Here is a 26,249-nt window from a genome sequence, read left to right as displayed (position 1 = left end):
AAACGGGTGATGCCGCCAACGTGCTTAAGATTGTCTTGTCGCGTTAACCAAAACTTGGGGGGCGCCGGGGCACATCCGGCGGCGAAGGAGACGCCATGCCCGCCGCACGCCCCGCCGCCGAAGTCCGTTCCACGCCCACGGCGCAGGAGGATTCGGTTGAGCTTTCGATCGTGATGCCCTGCCTGAACGAGGCGGAGACGATCGCGGCCTGCGTGATCAAGGCGCGCGCCTTCCTGGAGGCGCATGCGCTGAAGGGCGAGGTGATCGTCGCCGACAACGGATCGACCGACGGATCGCAGCGCATCGCCGAGGGGCTGGGCGCGCGCGTGGTGGCCGTGCCGGCCAAGGGCTATGGCGCGGCGCTGATCGGCGGGATCGCCGCGGCGCGCGGCACCTATGTCGCGATGGGCGATGCCGACGACAGCTATGACTTCGGATCGCTGATGCCGTTCGTCGAGGAGCTGCGCGGCGGCGCGGAGCTGGTGATGGGCAACCGCTTCCAGGGCGGTATCGCCCCCGGCGCGATGCCGCCGCTCCACAAATATCTGGGCAATCCGGTGCTCAGCTTCCTGGGCCGGATCTTCTTCGAGGTGCCGGTGGGCGACTTCCACTGCGGGCTGCGCGCGTTCCGCCGCGACAGCATCCGGCGGCTGGGGCTGACCGCGCCGGGGATGGAATTCGCCAGCGAGATGGTGGTGAAGGCCGCGATCGAGGGGCTCGACATCCGCGAGGTGCCGACGACGCTGAAGCCCGACGGGCGCAGCCGCCCGCCGCATCTGCGCACCTGGCGCGATGGCTGGCGCCACCTGCGCTTCCTGCTGATCTATGCGCCCAAATGGCTGTTCCTCTATCCCGGCGTGGCGCTCGCGGCCGCGGGGCTGCTGGGCGTGCTGGGGCTGATCCCGGGCGACGCGCATGTCGGCGGGGTGGAGCTGGGCGTCCACACGATGATCTTCGCCGCGATGGCGGTGCTGATGGGATCGCAGCTCATCGGGCTGAGCGTGATGGCGCGGCGATACGGCACCATCGCCGGCATGTGGCCCGAAAGCGGCTTCATGCGATCGGTGCGCAACTGGTTCAGCGTCGAGCGCGCGTGCATCCTGGGCGGGCTGATGCTCGCCGGCGGGATCGGCGGCGCGCTGACGGCGACGTCGATCTGGGCCTCCAACGGCTTCGGCGATCTCGATCCCGCGGCGCTGATGCGGCTGACGATCCCGTCGATGCTGATGAGCTGCATCGGATTGCAGATGGTGGTGACCGCCTTCTTCATCGGCCTGATGGACCAGCCGCGCGGGCGCTGATCAGCCCCGCGCCAGCCGCACCAGCGCCGTATCCAGCGCCTGGAGGAAGCGCGATCGGTCCTCCCGCGCGAAGGGCGGCGGGCCGCCGATCTGTTCGCCGCCGGCGCGCAGGTCCGCCATGATCGCGCGCGTCGCGATCGCAGCGCCGATCGAGCTGGTGGTGAAGGGCTTGCCGTTGGGCGCCAGCACCGCCGCCCCGGCCTTCAGGCAGCGATCGGCCAGCAGGATATCGGCGGTGATCACCACCGTGCGCGCGTCCGCCGCTTCGGCGATCCAGTCGTCGGCGGCGTCGAACCCGTCGCTCACCACGACGCGCGATATCAGCGGATGGGCCGGCACGCGCAGCCAGCTATTGGCGACGATGGTGACGGGCACCTCGCGCCGCCAGGCAACCTTGTAGACCTCCTCCTTCACCGGGCAGGCATCGGCGTCGACCAGTATCCGCGGCCCATCGCTCATCGCGGGCGGGGACCCCGGCGGTGCGGCGTGGCCTTGTGGCGCGGGGGAATGGGGCGGTTGGGGCCGTTGCGCTGCGGCCGCGCGTCCTGGATCGGGCCGGGCGAGGGCTCGATCCGCACGTCATCCTCCCCTTCCGCGGTGCGGGCCACGGCGGCCTGGAAACGCGCGGCGATCGCGCGGGGGATCTGGAACGCGGTCTCGTTCGGGCCGATGCGGATCGCCCCGATCTCGTTCTTGGTGATATGGCCGCGGCGGCACAGCAGCGGCAGGATCCAGCGCGGATCGGCGTTCTGGCGGCGGCCGATGTCCATGCGGAACCACAGGATATCCTCGAAGCCGGGGCGGTGGCGCTCCTGCTGCGCGGCGCGGCGGGCCTCGGGGGTCGCCTCGATCAGCTCCTCCGGCTGGGGCATCGCGGCGCGATGGGCGCGGACCAGCGCGGCGGCGATATCCTCGGCGCTCTTCTCGGCGAGCAGACGCTCGGCCAGCGCGCGATCCTCCTCGTCGGTCTCCACCGGGGCCAGCAGCGCGGCGAGCAGCCGTTCGCGGTCGCTCGCGCGGATGTCGTCGGGGGTGGGCACATCGACCCATTCGGCGTTGATCCGCGCGCCCTTCAGCATCGCCTCCACCCGGCGGCGGCGCGGATAGGGGACGATCAGCACCGCCGTCCCCTTCTTGCCCGCGCGCCCGGTGCGGCCGGACCGGTGCTGCAGCGTCTCCGCGTCGCGCGGCAGCTCGACGTGGATGACCAGGCTGAGCGTCGGCAGATCGATCCCGCGCGCGGCGACATCGGTGGCGACGCACACGCGCGCGCGCCGGTCGCGCAGCGCCTGGAGCGCGGCGTTGCGCTCGTTCTGGCTGTGCTCGCCCGAAAGCGCCACCGCCGCGAACCCGCGCTCGACCAGCCCGGCGTGGAGATGGCGGACATTGTCGCGCGTGGCGCAGAACAGGATCGCCGTCTCCGCCTCGTGCAGCCGCAGCAGGTTGATCACCGCATGCTCGATGTCGGACGGGCTGACGGTGACCGCCTGATAGGCGATGTCGCCATGGCCGCGATCCTCGCCCACGGTGGAGATGCGCAGCGCGTCCTGCTGGTATCGCCGCGCCAGCGCGACGATCGGCTTGGGCATGGTGGCGGAGAACAGCAGCGTGCGGCGGCCGGCGGGCGTCGCGTCCAGTATCTCCTCCAGATCCTCGCGAAAGCCCATGTCGAGCATCTCGTCCGCCTCATCGAGCACGGCGACGCGCAGCTCCGACAGGTCGAGCGCGCCGCGCTCCAGGTGATCGCGCAGCCGGCCCGGCGTGCCGACCACGATGTGGGCGCCATGGCTCAGCGCGCGCCGCTCCTTGGAGGCATCCATGCCGCCGACACAGGTGGCGATCCGGGCATGCGCCTTGCCATAGAGCCACACCAGCTCGCGGCTGACCTGCAGCGCCAGCTCGCGCGTGGGGGCGATCACCAGCGCCAGCGGCGCGCGCGGCGGGGGCAGCGTGTCGCCCTCGATCAGCTCGGCGGCCATGGCCAGGCCAAAGGCCACGGTCTTGCCCGAACCGGTCTGGGCAGAGACGATCAGATCGCGCCCAACGGCTTCGGATTCGAGGACGGCGGCCTGTACGGGGGTAGGCGCGGCATAGCCACGCGCGGCGAGCGCTTCGGAAAGAAGCGGCGGAAGACTCTCAAAGGGCATGGAGCCCCTTAGAGGGAGACGCGCCCGCGCGCTACCGCGAAGCGCCGTCCCCGGGCGCGCGGGCGATCACCCAGCGCCCGTCGCGGAATCGATAGATGTGCGGCGAGATGCAGCGCTCCTGCTCGGCACAGTCCTCGGCCACCGTCTCGGCGAACTCGGCCACCGCATCGTCGGGCATGGTGCCGGCGAACACGAACCCGTCCGAAACCGCGGTGACGAACAGGTCCGGCCCCACCGCCTCGGCGATCCTGGCCCATGCGGGCAGATCGAGGAGCAGGCTGGGCAGATACTCATATTCCTGGAACGCGACAGCCGAAGCCTTGAGCTGGTCCGGCTTCGGCAGCGGCGGCAGCGCGTCTCGGGTCTGTTTCGCCGCCTTGGCCCAAGCGGTCTTGCGGGTGAGCCCCAGGTCCTTCAGCGAATCGTCGGGCAGGATGGCCACCTTGTCCGGCGCGTCGGATACCAGGATGGCGAAGAGATCCTCGCCGATCTGTTCGTAGACATAATGGAAGTTCTTGCCCTCGGCGGCGGAGCGGCGCTCCATCTCCAGCAGGTTTTCCAGATAGACGCGGTCGCGCACCATCAGGCGGAGCGAGGCCACGGTCGGATCCGGGTTCGGGCTGGTCATCTTGCCCGTGAAATCCTGCTTCAGCGTCTCGCAGTCCTCGGCGCTGTGCCCGGCGCAATATTCGTAGATGCGATGGAGGTTGATGGTCGCACCGTCGAGCACGCCGCCCTTGACGTGCAGCGCCAGGAAATCGTCGGGATCGGGCGTCACCTCCGCATCGGGCAGCTTCGCCTGGACGCGCTTGATCATGTCCGACCGGAAGGCGCGCTCGCCCACCGTCTGCGCGCCGGCGGGTGCCGCCAGCGGCAGCAGCAGCGCGAGCGCGCCCAGGATCGTTCCCAACCGCATCCGAATCCCCCCCAGGGCCGTTCGCCCGCAGCCTAGCAGCAGATGCGCCGCCCGCACGGCCGAAACATCCGGGACGGAGCGTTTCAGCGATCGCGGCGGCCCAGCAGTCGCAGGCGCAGCGCGTTGAGCTTGATGAAGCCTGCGGCGTCGCGCTGGTCATAGGCGCCCTGATCGTCCTCGAAGGTGACCACCTTCTCGCTGTACAGCGAATCGGGCGACTGGCGGCCGATCACATGCACCCCGCCCTTGTAGAGCTTCAGCCGCACGGTGCCGTTCACCCTGGCCTGGCTGTGGTCGATCGCGGCCTGCAGCATCTCGCGCTCCGGGCTGAACCAGAAGCCATTGTAGATCAGCTCCGCATAGCGCGGCATCAGCTCGTCCTTCAGGTGCGCGGCGCCGCGATCGAGCGTCAGCGATTCGATCGCGCGATGCGCGACGTGCAGGATCGTGCCGCCCGGCGTCTCATACATGCCGCGGCTCTTCATGCCGACGAAGCGGTTCTCGACCAGATCGAGCCGGCCGATGCCATGCTCGCGGCCCAGTTCGTTCAGATGCGCGAGCAGCGTGGCGGGCGACATCGGATCGCCGTCCACCGCCACCGCATCGCCCTTCTCGAAATGCACGGTGATGACGTGCGGCGTATCGGGCGCGTCCTCCGGGTTCACGGTGCGCGAGAAGACGTAATCGGGCACCTGCTCCCACGGGTCCTCCAGCACCTTGCCCTCGGACGAGGTGTGCAGCAGGTTCGCGTCGGTGGAGAAGGGAGCCTCGCCGCGTTTGTCCTTCGCGACGGGGATCTGGTGCTTCTCGGCGAACTCGATCAGCTTGGTGCGGCTGGTCAGGTCCCATTCGCGCCAGGGGGCGATCACCTTGATGTCCGGGGCGAGCGCGTAATATCCCAACTCGAAACGCACCTGATCGTTGCCCTTGCCGGTGGCGCCGTGGCTCACCGCGTCCGCGCCGACCAGCTTGGCGATCTCGATCTGGCGCTTGGCGATCAGCGGCCGGGCGATCGAGGTGCCGAGCAGGTACACGCCCTCATAGGCGGCGTTGGCGCGCATCATCGGGAACACGAAATCGCGGACGAATTCCTCGCGCAGATCGTCGATGAAGATATGCTCGGGCTTCACGCCGGCCAGCTCCGCCTTCCTGCGCGCGGGCTCCAGCTCCTCGCCCTGGCCCAGGTCGGCGGTGAAGGTCACCACCTCGCACTGATAGGTCTGCTGGAGCCACTTCAGGATCACGCTGGTGTCCAGGCCGCCCGAATAGGCCAGGACGACTCGGTTGATCTTATCGGACATCGCGGGACTCCAGTGGATTGAACGGGCGCGCTCTAGGTCCGGGGCGCCGGTTCCGCAAGCGAGCGCAGCAGCCCGGGGACGCACAGCCCCAGCGCGCCCGCGCGATAGACGTAGCTGGCGAGGAAGGCGATCCACAGCCCCGTCTCGCCCAGCGGCCGCAGCAGCAGATCGCTCGCCACATACAGGCCGGTGGAGGCCAGCGCGGCGTTGCGCAGCGCCCGGCCCGCGGTCGCGCCGATGAACACGCCGTCGAGCAGCCAGGCCGGTGCCCCCAGCAGCGGCAGCAGCGCGACGAAGGGCAGCATCGCCCCGGCGGTCGCGCGCACCTGGGCATCGGTGGTCATCAGCGCGATGCCCGCGCCGCCCGCGGCCAGGATCGCCACGCTGAAAAGGATCGCCGCAGCCAGCGAGAATTCGCCCGTCAGCCGGATCGCGCGCAGCATCGCGGGCCGGTCGCGCGCGCCGATCGCCTGGCCCACGCGCGATTCGGCGGTGAAGGCGAAACCGTCGAGCACGAAGGCGACGATGCTGACGAACTGGAGCAGCACCTGGTTTGCCGCCAGCGTCTCCGCGCCCAGCCGCGCCCCCGCGCTCGCCAGCCAGGCGAACAGCGCGAGCAGCGCCACGGTGCGCAGCATGATATCGGCGTTCACCGCGAACAGCCGCCGGATCGCCGCGCCGTCGAGCAGCCGCCTGCGCCCCGCAGTGCGCAGATGTCCCCCGACGATCGCCAGGCCCACGGCCAGCGCCACCCATTCTGCGATGGCCGTACCCAGCCCCACGCCCCGCGCGCCCATGTCGAAATGCCACACGAACAGCATGTCGAGCAGCGCGTTGGCCAGGTTCCACACGATCTGGAGCGCCAGCGCCGCGCGGCTGCGCCCCAGCCCCAGCAGCCAGCCGTTGATGGCATAGAGCGCCAGGCAGGCAGGCGCACCCAGGAACCGCGCGCCGACGAAGGCGCGGGCATTGGCATCCACCTCCGGCCCGCCCGCCAGCAGCGCGAAGGCGGCGGGGATCAGCAGAAGCTGCGCCGCTAACAGCAGCATGCCCACGCCCGCGCCCACCGCCAGCCCGCGCACCAGCAGCGCGTCCACCTCTGCCCGGTCGCCCGCGCCCTGCGCCTGGGCGGTCATCCCGGTCATCCCCATCCTGAGGAAGCCGAAGCTCCAGAAGATGAAGTTGATGATCGTAGCACCCAGCGCCACCCCGGCCAGCGCCGCGGCATCGCCGGTACGCCCGATCACCGCGGTATCGACCAGCCCGACCAGCGGCACCGTGACCTGCCCCAGCATGATCGGCCAGGCCTGGGCGAAGATCGAACGGCGGGTGAGCGGCAACGCGGTGGACATGGCGGCGGCTCTTAGGCGCGCGCGCCGCGTTGCGATAGCATCAGCGCGCGAATCGGGAGGACGCGATGGCCGGGAACAAGACCAAGCCCAGCGGAACCGGCGTCGATGCCTTTCTCGACGCCGTGACGCATCCGGGGCGCCGTGCCGACGGCCATGCGGTGCGTGCGCTGATGGAGCGGATCACGGGCGAGCCGGCGGTGATGTGGGGGCCGTCGATCGTCGGCTTCGGCAGCTATCACTATCGCTATGCCAGCGGTCGCCAAGGCGACATGTGCCGCATCGGCTTCTCGCCGCGATCGGCGAACCTGGTGCTCTATCTGCGCAGCTTTCCCGGATATGAGGCGCTGCTCGACCGGCTGGGCAAGCACAAGCGATCGACAGGGTGCCTGTACCTCACCCGGCTGGACGGCGTGGACATGGCGGTGCTGGAAGAGCTCGTGCGGCGGAGCTGGGAAGCGAGCGGCGACATCGACGAGGGGCCGGCGCGCTGAGCCTTTCAGATCCCGGCGTACCATTCGTAACCGTTGACGTCCTCCCAATAGCCGCCCTTGCCGCCGCCGATGCCGGACAGGCTGGCCACCGCCTCGATCCGGCTGACATATTTGGCGTGCTTGTAGCCGAGCTGGCGCTCGACGCGCAGGCGCACGGGGGCGCCATGGCCCACCGTCAGCGGCTTGCCGTTCATCGCCCAGGCCAGGATCGTCTGGGGGTGGAGCGCATCCACCAGATCGATCGATTCATAATAGAAGCTGCCGTTGCCCATCCGGTCGGCGCAGTGGAAGACGATGTAGCGCGCCGCATCGCGCAGCCCGGCGAGATCGAGCAGGCGGCTTAGCTGCGGCCCCTGCCACTTGCCGATCGCGCTCCAACCCTCGACGCAATCGTGCCGGGTGATCTGCGCGCGCTGGGGCATCGCGCGAAGCTGCGGCAGCGACAGGCTGAGCGGCCGGGCGACCAGCCCGCCGACCGTGAGCCGCCAGTCGGCGAAATTGCCGGCGAGCAGCGCGCCATATTCCGGCGTCCCCGGGTTGCGGCTGCCGTTGGTGCGGAAGAAAGGGCTCATCTGATCGGGCCGGAACTCGCGGGCCAGCGCGTCGCGGCCGCCCAGCGTGCGCTGGAGGACGCGATGCACCGGCTCCGCGCTGCCCAGCACCGACTGCGCCGAAGGGCTGCGGCTCAGCGTGTCGCATCCGGCCACCAGGCCGCCCGCCCCGATCACGATTAGGTTGCGCCTCGTGATCAGCGTCATGCCCCCTCCTCCGGCGGCACGCGCCACCATCCCGTGACCATCGAACGCACCGTATCCAGCGGCCCCGCCAGCAGCACCAGCGCCAGATGGACGACGACGAACAGCGCGATCAGCGCCATTGCGATGAAATGCACCGATCGCGCCGACTGGCGGCCGAAGAAGATGTCGGTCAGCCAGGGCCAGGCCGCGTCCATCCCCGGCGACAATGCCAGGCCCGACAGGATCAGCAGCGGCAGCAGCACGAATACCACGCCGGCATAGGCGATCTTCTGGAACAGGTTGTACGCCGCCGGATCGGCGGGATCGTGGAAGCGCAGCGCCAGATGCGCCTTCAGATCGGCCCACAGGTGGCGCGGCGCCAGATCGCGCGCGCGGATGCGCAGGTCGCGCTGGAAATGGCGGTTGGCCAGGCTGGCGATCATATAGGCCAGCAGCCCGAAGGCGAGCAGCAGCGCGAAGAACAGGTGCCATGCCCGCGCTGCGGACAAGCTGTAATAACTGGGGATCGTCGCCCAGCCGGGAAACCGCGGCAGCTCAAGCCAGGCATGGTCGAAGTTCGCGCCATATTGCCCCCAATAGAGGCGCGGATGGGCGTTGAAGATCATCAGCCCGCTGCCCAGCATCACGAACACGCTGAGCGCGTTCAGCCAGTGCCACAGCCGCGTCGCCAGCCGGTGGCGATAGACGCTGTACGGCGGGGGCAGTGCCTGGGCGGGGGCAGGATCGGCGCTGTGGTCCATCAGTTCTCCTGCGGCCGCTTTCGCAGCGGGCGGGGCGCAGGTTACAGCATCGCCGCAAGCGTGCGAACCCGCGCCTCAGGCGGCAAGGCCGTAAGCGCGGGCGAAGAACACCAATGTCGTCGCCCCGGTGACCAGCAGCGTCCACCAGCGCACCAGCGCGTGCGGCATCGCACGGCCCGCCAGCGCGCCGATCCAGCCGCCCAGCATCGCGCCCGCCAGCATCGGCACCGCCGCGGCCCAATGCACCATGCCCGCGCCGACGAACAGGATCGCGGCGGCCGCGTTGGATACCGCCAGCATCAGCGTGCGGGGCGCGAACATCGATCGCGGCGTCACCCCCGCCAGCAGCCCCAGCGTGGCCGTGGTCATCAGCCCCACGCCGCCGCCGAAATAGCCGCCATAGACGCCCAGCGCGCCCAGCACCGGCACCAGCGCGCGCGGCCCGATCGTCACCCGCGCGCGCAGCCATTCCGACGCGCGCTGCCCGAAAGCGAGCACCGCGAACGCATAGAGCAGCAGCCAGGGGATGATCATGTCGAACGCATCGCTGGGCGTGGCGAGCAGCAGCGCGCTGCCGATCAGCCCGCCCGCGAAGGTGATCGCCGCCAGCGTGCGCACCGGCACGCCCGCCACCGGTGCCAGCTCGTCCCGGAAGGTCCAGGCGCTGGCCGCCGCGCCGGGCAGCAGCGCGACGTTCGAGCTGGCGTTGGCGATGTTGGCGGGCAGGCCCATCGCGATCAGCGCGGGCAGCGTGGCAAAGGTCCCGCCGCCCGCCAGCGCGTTCATCGCCCCGCCCAGCATGCCCGCGCCGCCCGCGAGCAGCATCGTCCCCGGATCCGCCATCGCCCGCCCCCGGCCGTCAGCCCGGGATGGCGCGCAGCTTCGCCTCGTCCTCGAACAGATAGTCGCGCGTCATCGGCAGCGCATCGCGGCGGCGGGTGTACTGAAGCTGATAGTTCACCATCCCCGATTCGCTGAACATCGTCATCGCGCCCGCCAGGTAGAACAGCCACAGCCGCAGGAAACGCTCGTCATAGCGCCGCACGACCTCTTCGGAATTGGCCTTCACCCGATCATACCAGTGGCGGATCGTGTGGTAATAATGGAAGCGCAGCGTCTCGCAGTCGGCCATGATCAGCCGTTCCTGCTCGCTGGCGCCGACGATCTCGGACAGCGCGGGGATATAGCCGCCGGGGAAGATGTATTTCTGGGTGAAGGCATCGGTGGTGCCCGGCTTGCCCATGCGGCCGATGGTGTGGAGCAGCATCACCCCGTCCGGGGCCAGCAGGTCGCGGCACTTGCGGAAAAAGGTCCGGAACTGCGGCGGGCCGACATGCTCGAACATCCCCACCGACACGATCCGGTCGAAGCTGCCCTGAACGTCGCGATAGTCGATCAGCTCGAACTTCACCTTGTCCGCCACGCCTGCCGCCTCGGCGCGTTCGCGGGCGATGCGGATCTGCTCTTCGGACAGGGTGACGCCCAGCACCTCCACCCCCGCCACGCGGTTCAGGTACAGCGCCATGCCGCCCCAGCCGCAGCCGATGTCCAGCACGCGCTGTCCGGGCTGCAGCTTCAGCTTGGCGGCGATATGCGCCTTCTTGTCGAGCTGCGCCTGCTCCAGCGTGTTCGCCGGATCGGTGAAATAGGCGCAGCTATATTGCCAGTCGGAATCGAGGAAGAGCTCGTAGAGCTGGTTGCCGATGTCGTAATGGTGCGCGACATTCTGTTTCGAGCGGCGCTGCCAGTTGATCCGGTGCCAGGCGTTCTTGAGCCTGCTGCCCTTCTTGAGGAACTTGTCGCTCCCCTTGCGGTCCTCCCAGCGGTTGGAACGGCGGATCACCATCACCAGGTCCAGGATGTCGCCCTGTTCGAGCACCATCCGGCCGTCCATCAGCGCCTCGGCCGCGCCCAGCCCAGGATCGCTCGCGATCTGCCACGCCACGCGCCGGTCGGTAAAGCGCGCGACGACAGGGTTCAGCCCCTCCTCGGGCGCGCCATAGGAATAGGCCCGCCCGTCATGATCGATGATGGTGAGCTGACCGCGCTTGATCAGGCGGCGCAATGCCTTGTCGAGAAGCCACATGCCCGCATGTTCCCGCAAATGGGTGCAATGCACAATGGCTGAAAGGCGATTTCCGTCCCGTCCCGCCCGCCGCCGTGATCGCCGTCACGCGCCCCGATCGCCCGAATCCGCCAGTCTTGTGGATGCACGATCACACAGGAGCGGCACTGCATGGCTCACGCGCTTTCGATCCACATCGGCCTCAACGCGGTCGATCCCGTCCACTATCAGGGCTGGTCCGGCCCGCTCATCGCATGCGAGAACGACGCGCATACCATGCAGCGCATCTGCGCAGGGCGCGGATTCACCCCGCAGGTGCTGCTGACGCGCGACGCCACACGCGATGCCGTGATCGCGGCGATCCGCGACGCGGCGGGCCGCCTGGGCGCGGGCGACGATCTGGTGATCAGCTATTCCGGCCACGGCGGGCAGATCCCCGACACCGATGGCGACGAGAGCGACACGCTCGACGAGACCTGGTGCCTGTTCGACGGCGAGCTGATCGACGACGAGCTCTTTGCGCTGTGGGCGGGGTTCGCGCCGGGGGTGCGGATCGCGGTGCTTTCCGACAGTTGCCACAGCGGGACAGTGGTCAAGATGGCGCTGCTGTCCGAACAGGCCCCGCGGGACCTGCCGACCGGACTGCTATCCAGCGCAGGCGCGCCCAAGGCGATGCCGCCGGAGGTGCAGATGCGCACCTATCTGGCCAATCAGGCCTTTTATGACGACATCGCCGCGGCCGCGCGAGGCTCCGCGCCGGTCGCCTGCCCGGTGCTGCTGGTGTCGGGATGCCAGGACAATCAGCTTTCCTATGACGGGCCGTTCAACGGGGCGTTCACCGGCGCGCTGGCCAGCGTGTTCCGCAACGGCGCCTTCCGCGGCACCTATGCCGATCTCGCCAACGCGACGCGGATGATGCTGCGGCCGGACCAATCGCCCAACTATTATGCCGTCGGCGCGCACGATCCGGCGTTCGAGGCCGCGCCCTGCTTTCGCGGATAGGGCGGGGCCGGAACCGGTTCAGCCAAGCGCGGCCTGCTTCTCCTCCGCCAGCCGGTCCAGCTCGGCGCGGCTGCGCTTTTCCGCCGCGGTCTTGAGCTGGCCGCAGGCGGCGTCGATGTCGCGGCCGCGCGGGGTGCGCACCGGGGCGGAGATGCCGGCCTCGAAGATGATCTCCGAAAAGGCGCGGACCCGTTCCGGCGTCGAGCATTCATAGGGCGCGCCGGGCCAGGGATTGAACGGGATCAGGTTCACCTTGGCCGGCAGCCGGTACCGCCGGATCAGCCGCACCAGCTCGCGAGCGTCCTCGTCGCTGTCGTTCTTGTCCTTCAGCATCACATATTCGAAGGTGATGCGCCGCGCGTTGTTGGCGCCGGGATAGTCGGCACACGCCTGGAGCAGTTCCTCGATCCCGTATTTGCGGTTGAGCGGCACGATCTCGTCGCGGATCTCCTTGGTCACCGCATGGAGCGATACGGCCAGGTTTACGCCGATCTCCTCGCCCGCACGCGCCATCATCGGCACCACGCCGGAGGTGGAGAGCGTAATGCGCCGCTTGCTGAGCGCCAGCCCGTCGCCGTCCATCACCAGCTTCAGCGCGTCGCGGACATTGTCGAAATTATAGAGCGGCTCGCCCATGCCCATCATCACGATGTTGGTGAGCATCCGCCCCTCGGGCTGGCTGGGCCATTCGCCCAGCGAATCGCGCGCCAGCATCACCTGGCCCACGATCTCGCCCGCGGTCAGGTTGCGCACCAGCCGCATCGTGCCGGTGTGGCAGAAGCGGCAGTTGAGCGTGCAGCCCACCTGCGACGATACGCACAGCGTCCCCCGGTCCGCATCGGGAATGAACACCATCTCGTAATCCTGCCCGTCCGGCGCGCGCAGCAGCCATTTGCGCGTACCGTCGGTGGAGACCTGCGCCTCGATCACCTCGGGCCGGCCGATCACGAAATGCTCGGCCAGCCAGGGGTGCTGCGCCTTGGCGATATCGGTCATCGCGGTGAAATCGGTGGCGCCGCGATTGTAGATCCAGTGCCAGAGCTGCTTGGACCGCAGCTTGGCCTGTTTCGGCTCCATGCCCGCCGCCTCCAGCGCGGCACGGATGCCGTCGCGCGGCAGGCCGATCAGGTCCGTCCTGCCATCGGCGCGCGGCGCAACCGCCCGGGGAACGGGCACGGGATCGATGTGCCCGGGGATGGGCATCATGGCTGCTTGTCCTTCGGACGGGGTAGAAAACAATCCCGAACTCCATCAACGTGTTCGATCAAGTCTGGCGCTGCTCGTTTATCGCCCATCCGATCGAGAAGGACATCGATCCCCTCGCGTCTTGCGAGCTTGGCGGCGGGCACGAAGTCCGCGTCGGCCGCTACAATAACGATCTGGTCCACTTGGCGCTTGAACGCGAGTGACGCCACATCGAGGCCAAGGCGCATGTCGACACCCTTTTGTTTGGTGTCCACTTCAAAGTCATCGTCCGACGCAACAAACTCGCTTGGGGACTGGATCAGGCGCATTGTGGCTCGTTCCGAGAGGCGCCAGCGCGATGTGTCGTTCAGCTTCCCTAGTCTGACGGCGACCTTTCGCAGTTTTCGAATTTCCTCGTGCAACCTGAGCCTGAAGGTGGCTTCGGTTGACTTTCCGAAGTCGATAGACCTTCTCGTTAGCGGCCAATGCATGCGCTTCGTAAGTGGGGAGCAATCATAGAAGAATATTCGATAGAACTCGCGTGATTCGCTGAGTTGAAGATTGTATCTGGCGATCTGCTCCAGCAATTGGTGCGGACCGATCCGATGGCTGAGGTGCCAATAGGCCAGCATACCAAGCCCCTCGGCCACACTCTTTGGGTCGTTCCTGTCGTGATCCGGGAAACAGTACCTGAAGCGACGTAGAAAGAACGCCCCATCGACCAAAATTGCCGTCGCCATTGAGGTGCCTGAAAAAAGTTGTCCCCGGGAGCGGCCTTGAGCTGATATCTGCTCTCACGAGCGCCTCAAGACGGCAAACCGGGGACGGGATAGTGCCCAGTTAGGCGCCGGACACCGAAAAGTCAAGATTTCCGCCTTCAGCCGCCCCCTCCAGACACCCCAGCGCCGCGAGCGTGGTGCGCAGCGCCTGTATGAGCGGCGTGCGCGGCTCGGGACCGATCGCGGCCTCCAGTCCCGGGTCTTCGAGCCGCAGCGGATGACGCCAGAAGCCGCGCATCTCGATCAGCTCACGCATCGTCGCGTTGAACGGCGCGACCAGCGGCAGCAGGCCCCAGGGGAAGCCGCGGACGCGCACGGGATGCCCCGCCGCCTCGGCCAGCGCGGCGGCAAAGCCGGCCCCGTCGATCCAATGGCCCGCGAAATGATGGCGCGCGAATCCAGGCAGTTGCTGCTCGATATCCAGCAACCGGGCAAACGCCTCGCCCACATCGGGCAGATAGGCCCAGGCATGGCCGACGCCGCGCCGCCCGGGATAGAGAAGGCTGCGCACCGGCCGCCCCGGCTTCACCATCCCCTGCGACAGCCAGTTGTTCGCCGCGCGCGGACCGAAGAAGTCGCCCGCGCGCAGCACCAGCGCGCGCAGCCCCGGCGCATCCGCCAGCATCCGCTCCATCTCGGCCCGGATCGCCCCCTTGCGCGTATCGGGCCGCTGCGGCGTATCCGGCACGGCCACCGCCACGCTGCGCGCGTCGTAATTATAGACGGTGCCCGGCAGCGCCAGCCGCGCCCCGGCCGCCTGCGCCGCGGCGATGCTGTTGGCGAGCATCGGCAGCACCAGCCGGTCCCAGTTTCGATAGCCCGGCGGGTTCACCGCATGGACGATCGCATCGGCGCCTGCAGCCGCGCGGATCACCGCCGCTTGATCGAGCGCGTCGCCCGCGATCCACTCGATCCCCTCCGCCGCCGCCGGAATACGCCGCGCCAGCGCGCGCGCCCGCCAGCCGTGGCGGAGCAGCGCGCGTGCCGTCTCGCCGCCCACGCCGCCGGTCGCGCCCAACACCAGTACCGTCTTCGTCACGTCTGCCTCCATCGCTTGATATGCGGCACCATGCAGCGGCCTCGGATCAAATAAAATTGTCAGGCTTTGGCAGGCCGTATATCAAAAAATGATGAGTACGCTCGAATGGGATCAGCAGCGCGCCTTCCTGGCGGTGGTGCGCGAAGGCAGCCTCTCGGGTGCCGCCCGGGCGCTCGGCCTGGCCCAGCCGACCGTGCGACGGCGGATCGAGGAGCTGGAGGCGGCGCTGGGCGCGGTGCTGTTCACGCGATCGCCGGGCGGGCTCCAGCCCACCGATCTCGCGGCGGCGCTGACCGGCCATGCCGAGGCGATGGCGATGGCCGCCGACGCCTTCGTCCGCTCAGCATCCGCCGCGGCGCACGAGGTGGCGGGCACGGTGCGCATCTCCGCCAGCGACGTGATCGCGATCGAGGTGCTGCCGCCGATCCTTGCCGGATTGGCGGAACGGCATCCGCGGCTGGCGATCGCGCTATCGCCCAGCAACCGCACGGAGGATGTGCTGCGGCGCGAGGCGGACGTTGCGGTGCGGATGGTACCACCGTCGCAGGATGCGCTGGTGGCGCGGCGGATCGGGCAGATCCCGCTGGGGCTGCACGCGCACCGCAGCTACGTCGCGCGCCGGGGGCTGCCGGCGTCGCTGGCGGATCTGCGCGGGCATGGGCTGATCGGGGTGGAGCGCGATTCGCCGATCCTTCGCGCGGTGCGCGCCCATGGCTATCCCGTATCGGTCGCCGACTTCTCGTTCCGCAGCGAGGACGATCTGGCGCAGCTCGCGGCGATCCGCGCGGGACTGGGGATCGGACTGTGCCAGGTGCCGCTCGCCGCGCGCGATCCCGATCTGCTGCCGGTGCTGCACGAAGGGTTCACCTTTCCGCTCGAGACCTGGGTGGTGTGCCACGAGGACCAGCGCGACGTGGCGCGGGTGCGCGCGGTGTTCGACGCGCTGGTGGATGGCCTGCTCGCCTATCTGGGCGAATGCTCCGGCTAGAGTCTGTCCTGTTCAGGCGGCACCGCCCTCCGCAACCTTTCCAACGATGCTGCGCATCGCCGGAAAGGTTGCGGAGGGCGGTTCCGCCAAAGGCGGACAGACCCTAGCCCCCAGCGCAGCCCAGCGCCGCGGCGTCGATCGCGGTGGCCGCGCCTTTCAGGGCATAGGTGTCGGCGAAGGCGCCGCCGCTGGCGCCCTCCGTCTCCACGCTCATGCTGCGGCCGGAACGGATCGCCGCCACCACCGCCGCATCGGTGCGCGCATCGGGGGACCAGGCATCCGATTCGCCCGCGGTCAGCTCGAACCTCCGCTCGCCGACCGATAGCGTGACCTTGGCGCGCGGATGGCGCGCGCGGCTCAGCCGGATGTGGAGCTGGTTATGCACGCCGTCGCGCGGCCAGGTGGCGATGCTGGCGAAGGGCTGGCCCGGCCCCTTGCCCACCGGCCGGGCGATCGCGAAGCAGCGCCGGGGCGAGGCATCGCGGAACGCCCCCCAGCTTCCGAACACGCCCAGCGCCGTGCGCCCGGCCTGCGCGGACGGGGCCAGCGCGAGCAGTAGCGCGGCCAGCGCCGCGATCATTGCGCGCCGAAGGCGATGCGGCCCGATCCGCGATGGACCACCGTCTCCACGCCCTTCTCGATCATCACCACTGATCCCTGCGGCAGATCGGGCGCGACGGGCGCGCGGAATTGCGGCAGCACGTCCATCCCCGTCATCACCCCGCGCAGCACGCGGCTGGACATGCCGTGCATGATCACCAGCCGGTCGCCGGGATCGTCGTTCGTGTCCGCCAGCCAGGCGGAGACGCGCGCGGCAATCTCGTCATAATATTCGCCGCCGGGCGGGCGGCGCGTGTACAGCCTATGCTCGCGATCGACGAAATCGCCCTGTTCGGCTGCAACCTCCGCATAGGCGCGGCCGCTCCATTCGCCCATGGCGATCTCCACCAGCCGGTCGTCGGTGCGCGCGCCGTGCCAGTCGAGCTCCAGATGCTCGGCGATCACCGCCAGCGTCTGCAGCGCACGCCCGGCGCTGGAGGACCACAGGGTGATCGCGGGCCGGGCGCCCAGCAGCGTTCGCAGCGCATCGCCCATCTCGTCGGCCTGGGCGAATCCCGCGCGCGTCAGCGGGGTGTGCAGCGTGCTGCCCTGCATCCTGTGTGCCCGGTTGAACACGGTTTCGCCGTGCCGCGCGATAAAATCCCTGCCCTGCCGCAAAGCTGCCATGCGCCCTCTCTCAGCGGCTTGGCGACAAGAAGGCAATGCCCTTTTTCGGGCCGGTTTCGTTCATCTGGCGGTCAGGTGTGTTATTTCAACAGCACAGTTGCGCACCCGGAACCGCCGGGGCGCCGGAAGCGCGGAGGCCGCGCGGCGGCCCGTTGCACGGGCGCCACGCCCCGCCGCGATTCCAGTCAAGTCCGTGAAACCGGCCGGCGCGGAGCCGGGTTGTATGCCGTCCTCCGCCCGTGCGGGTGTGTACATATTTTGAGGGAGTTACCATGCGTATCGCAATTCTCGCCGCTTCAGCCGCCGCCATCGCCTTTGCCGCCCCGGCCCATGCCCAGGACGGCGACAAGAGCTTCACCGGTCCGCGCGTCGAGGGCGTCGCGGGCTGGGACCGGCTGGACGACGGCGGCACCGCCGGCGTCGCCGCTTCGGACGGCTTCACCTATGGCGTGCAGCTCGGCTACGACTATGACCTCGGCAAAGCCGTGATCGGCGTCGAGGGCGAAGTGGCCGATTCGACCAACAAGGAAACCGCCTCGGGCGTGCTCGCCGCGGGCGACACGCTGAGCGTGAAGGCGGGCCGCGACCTCTATGCGGGCGTCCGCGTCGGCTTCAAGGCGGGCGGCAGCACGCTGATCTACGCCAAGGGCGGCTACACCAACGCGCGCATCAACACGCTGTACACCGCACCGGCCACCTCGGTCTCGGCGAAGGACGATCTCGACGGCTGGCGCCTCGGCGCGGGCGTGGAGCGCCAGATCAGCGGCAACGTCTATGTGAAGGGCGAGTACCGCTATTCGAACTATGACAAGCTGTCGGGCTATGCCGTCGACATCGACCGTCACCAGGTCGTCGCGGGCGTCGGCGTCCGCTTCTGATGCATCCCAGTGGCGCACAAGCGTCACTTATGCACCGAAACCAGGGCCGGAGCGGCTTGCTCCGGCCCTTTTTCGCGTTAAGGATGAACGGCCAACGCCCCTTGCGCACCAGGCGGAATGGGCAGAGCTCCCCGGGGGTTTGAGAAGCATGAAGGCGACGATCGAACGCGCGACTTTGCTGAAGGGGCTGTCCCACGTCCAGTCGGTGGTCGAGCGGCGGAACACCATCCCGATCCTCTCCAACGTCCTGATCGAGGCGCAGGGCGGCGGATCGCTGCGCCTGATGGCGACCGACCTGGACCTGCAGATCGACGAGACGATCGCCGCCGCGGTGGACCAGCCGGGCGCGACCACCGTTTCCGCGCACACGCTGTTCGACATCGTGCGCAAGCTCCCCGAAGGTTCGCAGGTGGAGCTGCACGCCGCCGAGGGCCGCATCGTCATCACCGCCGGCCGCGCGCGCTTCACGCTCGCCACGCTGCCGCGCGACGATTTCCCGGTGATCGCCGAGGGCGAGCTGCCCACCAGCTTCGAGCTGCCGGCCGAGACGCTGAAGCAGATCATCGACAAGACGCGCTTCGCCATCTCCACCGAGGAGACGCGCTATTATCTGAACGGCATCTTCCTGCACGTGACGGACGAGGCGGTGCCGCTGCTGCGCGCCGCCGCCACCGACGGCCACCGGCTGGCGCGCGTCACGGTGGCGCGGCCCGACGGCGCCGAGGCGATGCCCGACGTGATCGTGCCACGCAAATGCGTGGCCGAGCTGCGCAAGCTGCTGGACGAGGTGGACGGATCGGTCGGCGTATCGCTTTCCGGCTCGAAGATCCGCTTCGACCTGGGCCAGGCGATCCTGACCTCCAAGCTGATCGACGGGACCTTCCCCGATTACAGCCGCGTCATCCCGACCGGCAACGACAAGCTGCTGAAGCTCGATCCGCGCAGCTTCATGGAGGGGGTGGACCGCGTCTCCACCATCGCGACCGAGAAGACGCGCGCGGTGAAGATGGCGCTGGACCGCGACAAGGTGACGCTCTCCGTCACCAGCCCCGAAAACGGCACCGCGGCCGAGGAAGTGCCCGGCGACTATGCCGCCGCGCCGTTCGAGATCGGATTCAACAGCAAGTATCTGATGGACATCCTGGGCCAGATCGAGGGCGATCTGGTGGAGGTCCACCTTGCCGATGCCGCGGCGCCCACGCTGATCCGCGAGAACGACAAGTCGCCCGCGCTCTACGTGCTGATGCCGATGCGCGTCTGATCGCGCGCACGGCAACCACAGGCACATCGCGATGACCGGGACGCAGCGGCGATACATCGCCGAGGCGGCGGGGCTGATCCTGCTCGCGCTCGCCCTGCGCGCGCCGCTGTTCGGCAATCCGGCGATGCAGATCGACGAGCAGTTCTACCTGCTGGTCGGCGACCGGATGCATCAGGGCGCGCTGCCCTACGCCGATTTCTGGGACCGCAAGCCGGCCGGGCTGTTCCTGATCTATTACCTGATCCGCTTCCTGGGCGGCGATGGCGTGATCCAGTACCAGATCGTCGCCACGCTGTTCGCCGCGGCCACCGCATGGATGATCGTTCGCATCGCGGAGCAGATCGCGCCGCGGCGGGGGGCGATCGCGGCGGGCGTCGCCTATCTGGCCGGGCTGCACCTGTTCGGCGGCGAGGGCGGGCAGGCGCCGGCCTTCTACAACGCGATCGTCGCGGGCGCGGCCTGGCTGGTGCTGCATGCGATCACGCGGCCCGGGCGCGGGCGCACGCTGTTCGATCTGGGCGGCGCGGCAATGCTGCTGCTGGGCGTGGCGATCCAGGTCAAATATTCGGTAATCGGCGAGGGGCTGTATTTCGGGCTGGCACTGATGCTGGCGACGTGGCGGCGCGGCGCCAGGCCACTGCTGGTGATCGCGGCAGGCGCGGTTTGGGCTGCGATCGCGCTGGTGCCCACGGGCATCGTCTGGGCGTGGTTCGCCGCCCATGGGCATGGCGCGGCCTTTGTCTTCACCAATTTCGAATCGGTGTTCCTGCGTGCCGCGCCGGAGGGCGCCGAGCTGATCCGGCGGATCCTGCGGATCGTGCTGCGCATCCTGCCGCTGGCCGCCGCCGCGCTGGCAGGCGGGCTGATGCGCCCGGCGGAGGGCGCGCGCGCGGCACAGCGTTTCCTGTGCGGCTGGGCGATCGCGGCGGCGCTCTCGGTCGCGCTGTTCGGCACCTATCACGATCATTATGCGCTGCCGCTGCTGGTGCCCTTCACGATCGTCGCGGCGCCGGCGTTCGCCTGGCTGTGGGCCGTGCCCGGCGGGCCGCGGGCCAGGCGCATCCGGATCGCTCCCGTGGCGATCGCGGTGATCGGCTTTGCGCTGGTGATGGGCGCGAAGCTGGTTGCCGACGCGCGCGTGCGGCGCGGCGGGCCGGAGGAGATGCGCACGCTGATCGCCGCGATCGGCGCGCCGCGGCCCGACTGCCTGTTCGTGTTCAGCGGCGATCCGGCGATCTATCTGCTCAGCGGCGCGTGCATCCCGACGCGCTACAACTTCCCCACGCTGCTCAGCGAATCGCGCGACGCGGCATCACTGGGGATCGATCCGCGCATGGAACTGGCGCGGGTGATGGTACAGGAACGGCCGGGGATGGTGGTCACCCACGATGGCTTCCCCTTCGCGGAGGCCGATCCGGAGGCGTGGCGCTTCATGCGGTTCGTGCTGGAGCGCGACTATACGCTCGCGCTGCGCCAGCCGCTGGGCACCAGCGGGCGGCACCGGCTGCTCTACGTCCGCCGCACCCCCTGAAGCCGGGCACGGCGGCCCGGCCGCGCCCTCAACGGCCCACCAGCCCGCGGCGGAACGCGACGAAATCGATACCGCCAGCGAAATCGCCATCATCGCGGTCATGGTCATCCAGCTATCGATCGCGGGCACCAGCGCGAGCTTTTCCAGCACCGCCCAGGCGAACAGCGCGGTTCCGGCCGAGACGAAGCTGGCATAGCCCGATTCGCGCGATACCGCGCGCGTCAGCTCGTCGCTCTCGCGCCACAGGCCGAAATGGATCCAGACCGTCGCCAGCGTGAGCAGCCCCAGCACCACCAGCGGCAGCGCAGCCGCCGCGCCCGCATAGCCCGCGTGCGCCGCGGCCGGGGGCACCACCATCATCAGCCCCAGGATGCCCGTGATCACCGCCTGACGCCGCAGCGTGGAGAGCATCCGGCCGGTCACCGGCTCGCCCAGCCCCTCGTCGGTGAGCGCGCGATAGCCCGGGCGGCTGGTGGAAAAGCCCCCCGTGATCAGCGCCACCATCATCAGCATGCCGCCCAGTACGGTGGAGACGATCTCCTCCGGCTGCCAGGTCGCGACGGCATGAAGCGCGCGGGTGGTGTCCAGCACCCAGATCACGCCGGCGCCGATCACGGCGCCGCCCATCATTCGCAGCAGCGAACGGGTAACGCGGTTCTCAGGCATCTTCACGGTGCGGCGGCTCCCAGTCGTCGAGGAAGATTGCATCGATCGGCACTCCAAACAGCTTCGCCATCCGCATCGCGAGCGGCAGGCTTGGGTCGTATTTATCGGTCTCGACGGCGTTGATCGTCTGGCGCGAGACGCCCAGGAGCTGCGCCGGCATCTATCCCCTTGGCATACGTGAATCGGGATTGCGGGATGTGTTAGCGCTGTAGGCGCTAAATGGAACGGTCCTTTGACATATTCTGCGATTGCACCGTAGCTTCCCGCCAACTTGTGGGGGAGGCTACCGGTGTCGGATACTTTCATCATCAAATACGATGGAGGGGATGCGGACAGCCATGCAATCGACATGCGGTTGCTAGGCGAGTCCCTTCAAGGGATAGATCGCCTAATCTCCGACTTGTTGATTATCGGTGTCGAGCAAAGGCTTCCCAAAAAGGGGGAGCGCGCCCCGCTGGTTGTGAAGGCTCACGAACCGCAATCGGGCACCGTTACTATTCCCGTTACGATCCAAGAGGCTGCGGGACTTTTCCAAATTGGCTGGCAGATATTCGGTCCGAATGGCGCGGATGCTTTGACGACCTGGTTCCGAGGATTGCTGGCGTACCACACGGGGAAAACTTCGGAAGCGGAGCAAGCCATGCAGCACGTCGCTAACATGGCCCAGAGACAGGCTGACTTATTTCAGCAGGTCGAGGATCATCGACACACCGAAATGATGGGGATGCAGGCTTTGCTAATGCACCATCTACCCAAGACGAGTGCTCCCATGGTGCAGGCCGTGGCCCCTGTGGGGCGCACCGTGAAGCGGCTATGGTTTTGGGCACCGAAGCAAGAGCGCATCGAAGCGACGGAGCGCGATGCAGAGATTATTCGGGCGAAGGCCGAACTGGAGTGGACCGATCTAACGCGCCTCAGTCTGCAAACGGATGGCTACGTTTTCCACAATCGCAAGCTCAGCGTTGTCCACCCGTTCCGAACCGGATTCTTCAACGCCGAGGTGGAGAATAATCCATACGCGGTCGCCGGAGCCAAAAAGGCGATGATAAGCGTTGACGCGAAGCTGGCGTATCGCGCTGGCGATTTGGAGAGGATCGTTATCCTTAATTTCGGAGGTGAGATTGGCGACGCTGCGTGAAGCCCGCGAAGCGGGGAAGCTAGACCAGTTCGCTAAGGACCGGGACGCGGACACGCCCCCCGGCGACGACGCCGCCTTCAACCGCGCCGTGACGGCAATGGCCCATACGTCGAAAGCAGCTCCGTCAACATCGAAGCGGCGCAATCGCGACGGTTGAAGCGGTACTCCGCTTCCTTCGCGTACTTCCACAGGTGCTTGCCCGAGACGTGAATGTACGTGCCGCTGATGGCACGCTTCAACTGAGCCCAGAAGCCTTCGATGGTCTGCACATGACAATCGCCGCGCGCCCATTCGTCGCGGTTATGGTTCACGCTGGCGTGCGTGTAGCCCATGCCGATCGTCGGTAGCGCGCGGTAGCCATTGAGTTGGTCCGTATGGATCATGGTGCCCTTCGCGACATTGGCCGCGATCGGCGGAAACAGGCTGCCCTTCTTCACGTCCGGGACGATCGCGGTGGCGACTTCACCGCCGCGCTCGACCATGCCGAGAACCACGGTCTTGTTGTCGCGGTAATTGCCGTGCCCGGCGCCGGGGCGCTTGCCGCCGATCAGCGTTTCGTCAATCTCCACGGTCTTGCATCCGCCGCCCAGCAGCGTGCGCCGTCCACGTCCACCATATGCTCGCGGATCAGCCCGGCCATGCGCCACGCCGTTTTGTAGGTGACGCCAAGCTGGCGTTGCAGCTCCTTGGCCGCGACACCGTTGCGCGTCGTGGTGAAGAGGTAGATCGCGTAGAACCACAGTTGCAGCGGGGTGCGCGTCTTTTCGAACGGCGTGCCCACCGTGGGGTGCAGGTGATGGCCGCACCACTGGCACGAGTAAGCCCGCTCCGCCTTGATGCGATACCAGTTGGAAGGCCGTCCGCACGAGGGGCACTCATAGCCCTGGCCGAACCGGACGTTGAACAGATGCGTGAGGCACGCCTCGTCATCCGGGAACTGCGCGAAGAACTGGCGGACGGTCTGCGGCTTGCTCATGCCCCAGTTTATGCCAGCTTGCTCTACGTATGCGAAGGGGATAATGTCCAAAGGGGCAGTCCCACAGGTCCGCCCCCTCGCTTGTTCGTGCTTCGGATCAGAAGCTGACGGTCAGGTAGCCCAGCACCGTCTTGTTCGCGCCGACGGCCTTCGACCAGCCCACGCCGAAGTCCTTGATGTTGGTGTCGACATACTGGACGCCCAGCTTGACGAAGTCGTGCGAAGCCTCGAGGCCCAGCGACCAATCGACATAGTCGTCGTCGGTCAGCGCGAGGATGCCGAGCTGGCCGTTGGTGTAGCCCAGGTGGCCCAGCGCGGTCAGCGGGGTGCCGGGGATCGCGGCCGACACGTCACCGCGCAGGTACAGGCTATCGTTGCCGCCGAGGCCGCTCTGCCCCCCCCAGGCATAGTTGGCACCGACCTTCGTGGTCACCGGGCCGACCGTGTAGGTCACAGAAGCGTAAGGCTCGAAGAAATCGGTATCCAGGCCGGTCGCCTTGTCGACCGGGTAGAGATAGTAGAGCAGGCCCAGGTCGACGCTGACGCCGTTGTCGAACGTCTTGGTGTAACCGGCATAAAGGTCCAGTTCGGCATCGCCGTAACCCGGCAGCGAGGTGGTGTCGTCGATCGTCGACGCCCACGCGCCGGCGTAGAAGCCTGAGCTGTGGTTGAGGTTGACGCTCACCTGGACCGCCGGATCCTTGTCGGTTTGCGACAGGCCGCGGAAGCGATAGTCGGTGGTGACGGTGGCGCCGCCCGTGACCGTGAACGCCGAAGTTCCCACGGCGGCCTCATCCTGCGCCATCGCAGGCGTGGCAGCGACCAGCATCAGCACAGCAAGAGTGATCATCGAGAAGCGCATCATATCCCTTTCAAACCGAATGGCGATCGTTCCCGCCTGCTGCCGAAAGGCGCGGCATATCTGGGAACGACCGGCTCAGCTTTCGTCCGGCAATGCGAGCTTTGCCGACGCGCATTGCGCCGCACAACCGCTTGCGCTGCGCAGGATAGGGAAATGGCAACAGGTGTTGCCACAATGCACCATAGGATGCGTGGCCGCGGGCCGGGATGAATCCCGCCCCGCGGCCGTTGCATCGGTCTGCCGCGTATTAGAAGGCAGCGCCGATCGAGAAGAGCACGGCACCGTCGGCGCCGATGGCTTCCTTCCAGCCGCCAATCTTCGTCTCGTCGGTGTTGACGTAGGAAATGCCCAGCGTCAGCGCCTTCCAGGTCACGTCGGCGCCGATCGAATAATCGATCACCTCACCGTCGAGGCCGCCCAGGAAGCTGTCGCTCTTCGAATAGCCGAGGTGCCCCTTCAGCGTGATCGGCGTGCTGGGAATGGCCACGCCGACGTCCGAATAGAGATAGACGCCCGCATCGTCGCCGAGCGAATTCTGGCCGCTGGGAGCCCAGGCGATACCACCCTTGATCGTGGCGGGACCGACGGTGCCCTTCAGCGAGAGATAGGGTTCGATAATCGAGCTGCCCGACGTGCCCGGATAGAGGTACAGCGTCGCGCCGACATCGGCGGTCAGGCCCGGTACGATCTCCTTCGAATAGCCGCCGTAGACGTCGATCTCGGTGCCGTTGGCGAAGCCGATGCTCGAGCCCCAGGTGCCGACGTAGAGGCCGCTATCATGGGTGACGGTGATGCCGCCCTGGATCGCGACTTCCTCGTTCGACTGGCTGAAACCGCGGAAGCGATAGTCGCTGACGACGGTGGCCGAGCCGGAGATCGTGATCGGGCTGGAGGATTCGGTTTCCTCCTGCGCGAGGGCGGGGGTGGCGGCGGCGAGCATGAGCGCCGCAATGCTGATCTTCGAGAAACGCATCGTATTCCTTTCGAGTAGACCGATGGTTCCCGCCTGCGTTCGGACGGCGCCGCGTCTTTTCCCCGAAAGGATTTACCGCGCGGGCTGCGTCCTGCGGCGATTGATGCCGAATCGCGTTGCGGCGCACAACAGGTTTTGCTGTACGGAATTGGGAAACGGCAACAGGTGTTGCGGCACGGCAACAGAATTGGCCCGTCTGGGCGTCAACCCTTGATGGCGACGATCGCGTCGATCTCCACGGCGGCGTTGAGTGGCAAAACTGCAACACCCACTGCGCTGCGGGCATGGCGTCCCGACTCGCCGAACACCGCCTCCATAAGTTGCGATGCACCATTGGCCACCTGGGGCTGGGCGGTGAATGCGGGCGCGGAATTGACGAAGACGCCGAGCTTCACGATGCGCTCGACCCGGTCGAGGCTGCCCAGCGCCTTGCGCATCTGCGCGAGCAGCATCAGCCCGCATGCGCGCGCGGCTTCCATGCCATATTCGGCGTCGCGATCCTCGCCGATACGCCCGGTCATCAACGCGCCGTCCTTGTTCGAGACCTGGCCCGAGATATGGAGCAGTCCGCCCGCCACGACGGTGGGGACATAGGCGGCGACGGGGGCGGAGGGCTCGGGCAGGGTGATGCCGAGCTCGGCGAGGCGGGCTTCGATCGTGTCGGTCATGCCTG

The 26,249-nt window shown here is 67.9% G+C and carries 26 protein-coding genes and 1 pseudogene; 8 read left to right on the top strand and 19 right to left on the bottom strand.

The window, feature by feature from the left end:
• The first annotated feature begins 95 nt into the window (after positions 1–95).
• Complete coding sequence (locus OM513_RS04275; RefSeq protein ID WP_264942878.1) at positions 96–1,301, top strand: glycosyltransferase family 2 protein; 1,206 nt, start codon at positions 96–98, stop codon at positions 1,299–1,301.
• Here the strand turns inward: OM513_RS04275 and OM513_RS04270 are convergent, their stop codons facing one another.
• The 5 genes from OM513_RS04270 to OM513_RS04250 form a co-directional block, all read right to left on the bottom strand.
• Positions 1,302–1,760 (bottom strand): YaiI/YqxD family protein, encoded by a 459-nt coding sequence (locus OM513_RS04270; protein ID WP_264942877.1) that lies wholly within the window; start codon positions 1,758–1,760, stop codon positions 1,302–1,304.
• On the bottom strand, positions 1,757–3,448 hold the full coding sequence (locus OM513_RS04265; RefSeq protein ID WP_264942876.1) for a DEAD/DEAH box helicase: 1,692 nt from the start codon (positions 3,446–3,448) through the stop codon (positions 1,757–1,759). Before OM513_RS04265 ends, OM513_RS04270 begins: the two co-directional genes overlap by 4 nt.
• A gap of 31 nt (positions 3,449–3,479) precedes the next feature.
• On the bottom strand, positions 3,480–4,364 hold the full coding sequence (locus OM513_RS04260) for a hypothetical protein (protein ID WP_264942875.1): 885 nt from the start codon (positions 4,362–4,364) through the stop codon (positions 3,480–3,482).
• A gap of 83 nt (positions 4,365–4,447) precedes the next feature.
• Positions 4,448–5,665: an argininosuccinate synthase gene (locus OM513_RS04255; RefSeq protein ID WP_264942874.1), complete on the bottom strand. Its 1,218-nt coding sequence runs from the start codon at positions 5,663–5,665 to the stop codon at positions 4,448–4,450.
• 32 nt (positions 5,666–5,697) lie between these two features.
• The gene (locus OM513_RS04250; protein WP_264942873.1) at positions 5,698–7,017 is read right to left on the bottom strand and encodes an MATE family efflux transporter; all 1,320 of its coding nucleotides are present in this window, start codon (positions 7,015–7,017) and stop codon (positions 5,698–5,700) included.
• 65 nt (positions 7,018–7,082) lie between these two features.
• On the opposite strand from OM513_RS04250, the gene OM513_RS04245 reads away from it, so the two are divergent.
• Positions 7,083–7,508: a DUF1801 domain-containing protein gene (locus OM513_RS04245; RefSeq protein WP_264942872.1), complete on the top strand. Its 426-nt coding sequence runs from the start codon at positions 7,083–7,085 to the stop codon at positions 7,506–7,508.
• A gap of 5 nt (positions 7,509–7,513) precedes the next feature.
• Here the strand turns inward: OM513_RS04245 and OM513_RS04240 are convergent, their stop codons facing one another.
• The 4 genes from OM513_RS04240 to OM513_RS04225 form a co-directional block, all read right to left on the bottom strand.
• A complete protein-coding gene (locus OM513_RS04240; protein WP_264942871.1) occupies positions 7,514–8,266 on the bottom strand; it encodes a molybdopterin-dependent oxidoreductase in 753 nt (250 codons plus the stop codon).
• Entirely contained in the window at positions 8,263–9,006 is a 744-nt protein-coding gene (locus tag OM513_RS04235; RefSeq protein ID WP_264942870.1) for a cytochrome b/b6 domain-containing protein, read from the bottom strand. Before OM513_RS04235 ends, OM513_RS04240 begins: the two co-directional genes overlap by 4 nt.
• 75 nt (positions 9,007–9,081) lie before the next feature.
• The gene (locus OM513_RS04230; RefSeq protein ID WP_264942869.1) at positions 9,082–9,849 is read right to left on the bottom strand and encodes a sulfite exporter TauE/SafE family protein; all 768 of its coding nucleotides are present in this window, start codon (positions 9,847–9,849) and stop codon (positions 9,082–9,084) included.
• A gap of 16 nt (positions 9,850–9,865) precedes the next feature.
• Positions 9,866–11,092: an SAM-dependent methyltransferase gene (locus OM513_RS04225; protein WP_264942868.1), complete on the bottom strand. Its 1,227-nt coding sequence runs from the start codon at positions 11,090–11,092 to the stop codon at positions 9,866–9,868.
• A 150-nt stretch (positions 11,093–11,242) separates the two neighbouring features.
• Here OM513_RS04225 and OM513_RS04220 point away from each other — a divergent pair, with 150 nt between their 5' ends.
• Entirely contained in the window at positions 11,243–12,073 is an 831-nt protein-coding gene (locus OM513_RS04220) for a caspase family protein (RefSeq protein ID WP_264942867.1), read from the top strand.
• Positions 12,074–12,091: 18 nt separating this feature from the next.
• On the opposite strand, the gene rlmN is transcribed toward OM513_RS04220, so the two are convergent.
• The 3 genes from rlmN to OM513_RS04205 all read right to left on the bottom strand — a co-directional run bounded on the left by rlmN (position 12,092) and on the right by OM513_RS04205 (position 15,076).
• Positions 12,092–13,276 carry a 23S rRNA (adenine(2503)-C(2))-methyltransferase RlmN gene (rlmN, locus tag OM513_RS04215; RefSeq protein WP_264943042.1) on the bottom strand — a complete coding sequence of 395 codons (1,185 nt, stop codon included), beginning with the start codon at positions 13,274–13,276 and terminating at the stop codon, positions 12,092–12,094.
• Positions 13,276–13,998 (bottom strand): NYN domain-containing protein, encoded by a 723-nt coding sequence (locus tag OM513_RS04210; RefSeq protein WP_264942866.1) that lies wholly within the window; start codon positions 13,996–13,998, stop codon positions 13,276–13,278. The genes rlmN and OM513_RS04210 overlap by 1 nt, the downstream gene beginning before the upstream one ends.
• A gap of 100 nt (positions 13,999–14,098) precedes the next feature.
• Positions 14,099–15,076, bottom strand: a complete 978-nt coding sequence (locus OM513_RS04205) for an NAD-dependent epimerase/dehydratase family protein (RefSeq protein WP_264942865.1) — start codon at positions 15,074–15,076, stop codon at positions 14,099–14,101.
• A 91-nt stretch (positions 15,077–15,167) separates the two neighbouring features.
• Here OM513_RS04205 and OM513_RS04200 point away from each other — a divergent pair, with 91 nt between their 5' ends.
• Positions 15,168–16,064 carry a LysR family transcriptional regulator gene (locus tag OM513_RS04200; protein ID WP_264942864.1) on the top strand — a complete coding sequence of 299 codons (897 nt, stop codon included), beginning with the start codon at positions 15,168–15,170 and terminating at the stop codon, positions 16,062–16,064.
• A gap of 103 nt (positions 16,065–16,167) precedes the next feature.
• Here the strand turns inward: OM513_RS04200 and OM513_RS04195 are convergent, their stop codons facing one another.
• Both OM513_RS04195 and OM513_RS04190 read right to left on the bottom strand, forming a co-directional pair.
• Entirely contained in the window at positions 16,168–16,644 is a 477-nt protein-coding gene (locus OM513_RS04195; protein ID WP_264942863.1) for a hypothetical protein, read from the bottom strand.
• Complete coding sequence (locus OM513_RS04190; RefSeq protein ID WP_264942862.1) at positions 16,641–17,291, bottom strand: histidine phosphatase family protein; 651 nt, start codon at positions 17,289–17,291, stop codon at positions 16,641–16,643. Before OM513_RS04190 ends, OM513_RS04195 begins: the two co-directional genes overlap by 4 nt.
• A 272-nt stretch (positions 17,292–17,563) precedes the next feature.
• On the opposite strand from OM513_RS04190, the gene OM513_RS04185 reads away from it, so the two are divergent.
• The 3 genes from OM513_RS04185 to OM513_RS04175 all read left to right on the top strand — a co-directional run bounded on the left by OM513_RS04185 (position 17,564) and on the right by OM513_RS04175 (position 20,961).
• Positions 17,564–18,169, top strand: a complete 606-nt coding sequence (locus OM513_RS04185; RefSeq protein WP_264942861.1) for an outer membrane protein — start codon at positions 17,564–17,566, stop codon at positions 18,167–18,169.
• Between the two features lie 148 nt (positions 18,170–18,317).
• Positions 18,318–19,430 carry a DNA polymerase III subunit beta gene (gene dnaN / locus OM513_RS04180; protein WP_264942860.1) on the top strand — a complete coding sequence of 371 codons (1,113 nt, stop codon included), beginning with the start codon at positions 18,318–18,320 and terminating at the stop codon, positions 19,428–19,430.
• Between the two features lie 31 nt (positions 19,431–19,461).
• On the top strand, positions 19,462–20,961 hold the full coding sequence (locus tag OM513_RS04175; protein WP_264942859.1) for an ArnT family glycosyltransferase: 1,500 nt from the start codon (positions 19,462–19,464) through the stop codon (positions 20,959–20,961).
• Positions 20,962–21,619: 658 nt separating this feature from the next.
• Here the strand turns inward: OM513_RS04175 and OM513_RS04170 are convergent.
• Complete coding sequence (locus tag OM513_RS04170; RefSeq protein WP_264942858.1) at positions 21,620–21,787, bottom strand: helix-turn-helix transcriptional regulator; 168 nt, start codon at positions 21,785–21,787, stop codon at positions 21,620–21,622.
• Positions 21,788–21,916: 129 nt separating this feature from the next.
• On the opposite strand from OM513_RS04170, the gene OM513_RS04165 reads away from it, so the two are divergent.
• Entirely contained in the window at positions 21,917–22,765 is an 849-nt protein-coding gene (locus tag OM513_RS04165; RefSeq protein ID WP_264942857.1) for a DUF7946 domain-containing protein, read from the top strand.
• Positions 22,766–22,842: 77 nt separating this feature from the next.
• Here the strand turns inward: OM513_RS04165 and OM513_RS20795 are convergent.
• From OM513_RS20795 to OM513_RS04140, 4 genes and pseudogenes are all read right to left on the bottom strand, one after another.
• A pseudogene (locus tag OM513_RS20795) lies at positions 22,843–23,741 on the bottom strand (IS1595 family transposase).
• A gap of 97 nt (positions 23,742–23,838) precedes the next feature.
• The gene (locus OM513_RS04150) at positions 23,839–24,591 is read right to left on the bottom strand and encodes a TorF family putative porin (protein ID WP_264942854.1); all 753 of its coding nucleotides are present in this window, start codon (positions 24,589–24,591) and stop codon (positions 23,839–23,841) included.
• A 259-nt stretch (positions 24,592–24,850) separates the two neighbouring features.
• Positions 24,851–25,576, bottom strand: coding sequence for a TorF family putative porin (locus OM513_RS04145; RefSeq protein WP_264942853.1), 726 nt, complete (start codon positions 25,574–25,576; stop codon positions 24,851–24,853).
• 203 nt (positions 25,577–25,779) lie between these two features.
• Complete coding sequence (locus OM513_RS04140; RefSeq protein WP_264942852.1) at positions 25,780–26,244, bottom strand: RidA family protein; 465 nt, start codon at positions 26,242–26,244, stop codon at positions 25,780–25,782.
• Between the last annotated feature and the right edge of the window lie 5 nt (positions 26,245–26,249).

It is taken from the genome of Sphingomonas canadensis (assembly GCF_026013525.1).
GTDB lineage: Bacteria > Pseudomonadota > Alphaproteobacteria > Sphingomonadales > Sphingomonadaceae > Sphingomonas > Sphingomonas canadensis.
The sequence above is the reverse complement of the archived record's forward strand: the minus strand, read 5'-3'. Positions and strand labels throughout refer to the sequence as shown.

Excerpts from the sequence above, each read along its gene's own strand:
- OM513_RS04275 (WP_264942878.1), top strand. The coding sequence starts at position 96 with ATGCCCGCCGCACGCCCCGCCGCCGAAGTCCGTTCCACGCCCACGGCG.
- OM513_RS04270 (WP_264942877.1), bottom strand. The coding sequence starts at position 1,760 with ATGAGCGATGGGCCGCGGATACTGGTCGACGCCGATGCCTGCCCGGTG.
- OM513_RS04265 (WP_264942876.1), bottom strand. The coding sequence starts at position 3,448 with ATGCCCTTTGAGAGTCTTCCGCCGCTTCTTTCCGAAGCGCTCGCCGCG.
- OM513_RS04260 (WP_264942875.1), bottom strand. The coding sequence starts at position 4,364 with ATGCGGTTGGGAACGATCCTGGGCGCGCTCGCGCTGCTGCTGCCGCTG.
- OM513_RS04255 (WP_264942874.1), bottom strand. The coding sequence starts at position 5,665 with ATGTCCGATAAGATCAACCGAGTCGTCCTGGCCTATTCGGGCGGCCTG.
- OM513_RS04250 (WP_264942873.1), bottom strand. The coding sequence starts at position 7,017 with ATGTCCACCGCGTTGCCGCTCACCCGCCGTTCGATCTTCGCCCAGGCC.
- OM513_RS04245 (WP_264942872.1), top strand. The coding sequence starts at position 7,083 with ATGGCCGGGAACAAGACCAAGCCCAGCGGAACCGGCGTCGATGCCTTT.
- OM513_RS04240 (WP_264942871.1), bottom strand. The coding sequence starts at position 8,266 with ATGACGCTGATCACGAGGCGCAACCTAATCGTGATCGGGGCGGGCGGC.
- OM513_RS04235 (WP_264942870.1), bottom strand. The coding sequence starts at position 9,006 with ATGGACCACAGCGCCGATCCTGCCCCCGCCCAGGCACTGCCCCCGCCG.
- OM513_RS04230 (WP_264942869.1), bottom strand. The coding sequence starts at position 9,849 with ATGGCGGATCCGGGGACGATGCTGCTCGCGGGCGGCGCGGGCATGCTG.
- OM513_RS04225 (WP_264942868.1), bottom strand. The coding sequence starts at position 11,092 with ATGTGGCTTCTCGACAAGGCATTGCGCCGCCTGATCAAGCGCGGTCAG.
- OM513_RS04220 (WP_264942867.1), top strand. The coding sequence starts at position 11,243 with ATGGCTCACGCGCTTTCGATCCACATCGGCCTCAACGCGGTCGATCCC.
- rlmN (WP_264943042.1), bottom strand. The coding sequence starts at position 13,276 with ATGCCCATCCCCGGGCACATCGATCCCGTGCCCGTTCCCCGGGCGGTT.
- OM513_RS04210 (WP_264942866.1), bottom strand. The coding sequence starts at position 13,998 with ATGGCGACGGCAATTTTGGTCGATGGGGCGTTCTTTCTACGTCGCTTC.
- OM513_RS04200 (WP_264942864.1), top strand. The coding sequence starts at position 15,168 with ATGAGTACGCTCGAATGGGATCAGCAGCGCGCCTTCCTGGCGGTGGTG.
- OM513_RS04195 (WP_264942863.1), bottom strand. The coding sequence starts at position 16,644 with ATGATCGCGGCGCTGGCCGCGCTACTGCTCGCGCTGGCCCCGTCCGCG.
- OM513_RS04190 (WP_264942862.1), bottom strand. The coding sequence starts at position 17,291 with ATGGCAGCTTTGCGGCAGGGCAGGGATTTTATCGCGCGGCACGGCGAA.
- OM513_RS04185 (WP_264942861.1), top strand. The coding sequence starts at position 17,564 with ATGCGTATCGCAATTCTCGCCGCTTCAGCCGCCGCCATCGCCTTTGCC.
- dnaN (WP_264942860.1), top strand. The coding sequence starts at position 18,318 with ATGAAGGCGACGATCGAACGCGCGACTTTGCTGAAGGGGCTGTCCCAC.
- OM513_RS04175 (WP_264942859.1), top strand. The coding sequence starts at position 19,462 with ATGACCGGGACGCAGCGGCGATACATCGCCGAGGCGGCGGGGCTGATC.
- OM513_RS04170 (WP_264942858.1), bottom strand. The coding sequence starts at position 21,787 with ATGCCGGCGCAGCTCCTGGGCGTCTCGCGCCAGACGATCAACGCCGTC.
- OM513_RS04150 (WP_264942854.1), bottom strand. The coding sequence starts at position 24,591 with ATGATCACTCTTGCTGTGCTGATGCTGGTCGCTGCCACGCCTGCGATG.
- OM513_RS04145 (WP_264942853.1), bottom strand. The coding sequence starts at position 25,576 with ATGCGTTTCTCGAAGATCAGCATTGCGGCGCTCATGCTCGCCGCCGCC.
- OM513_RS04140 (WP_264942852.1), bottom strand. The coding sequence starts at position 26,244 with ATGACCGACACGATCGAAGCCCGCCTCGCCGAGCTCGGCATCACCCTG.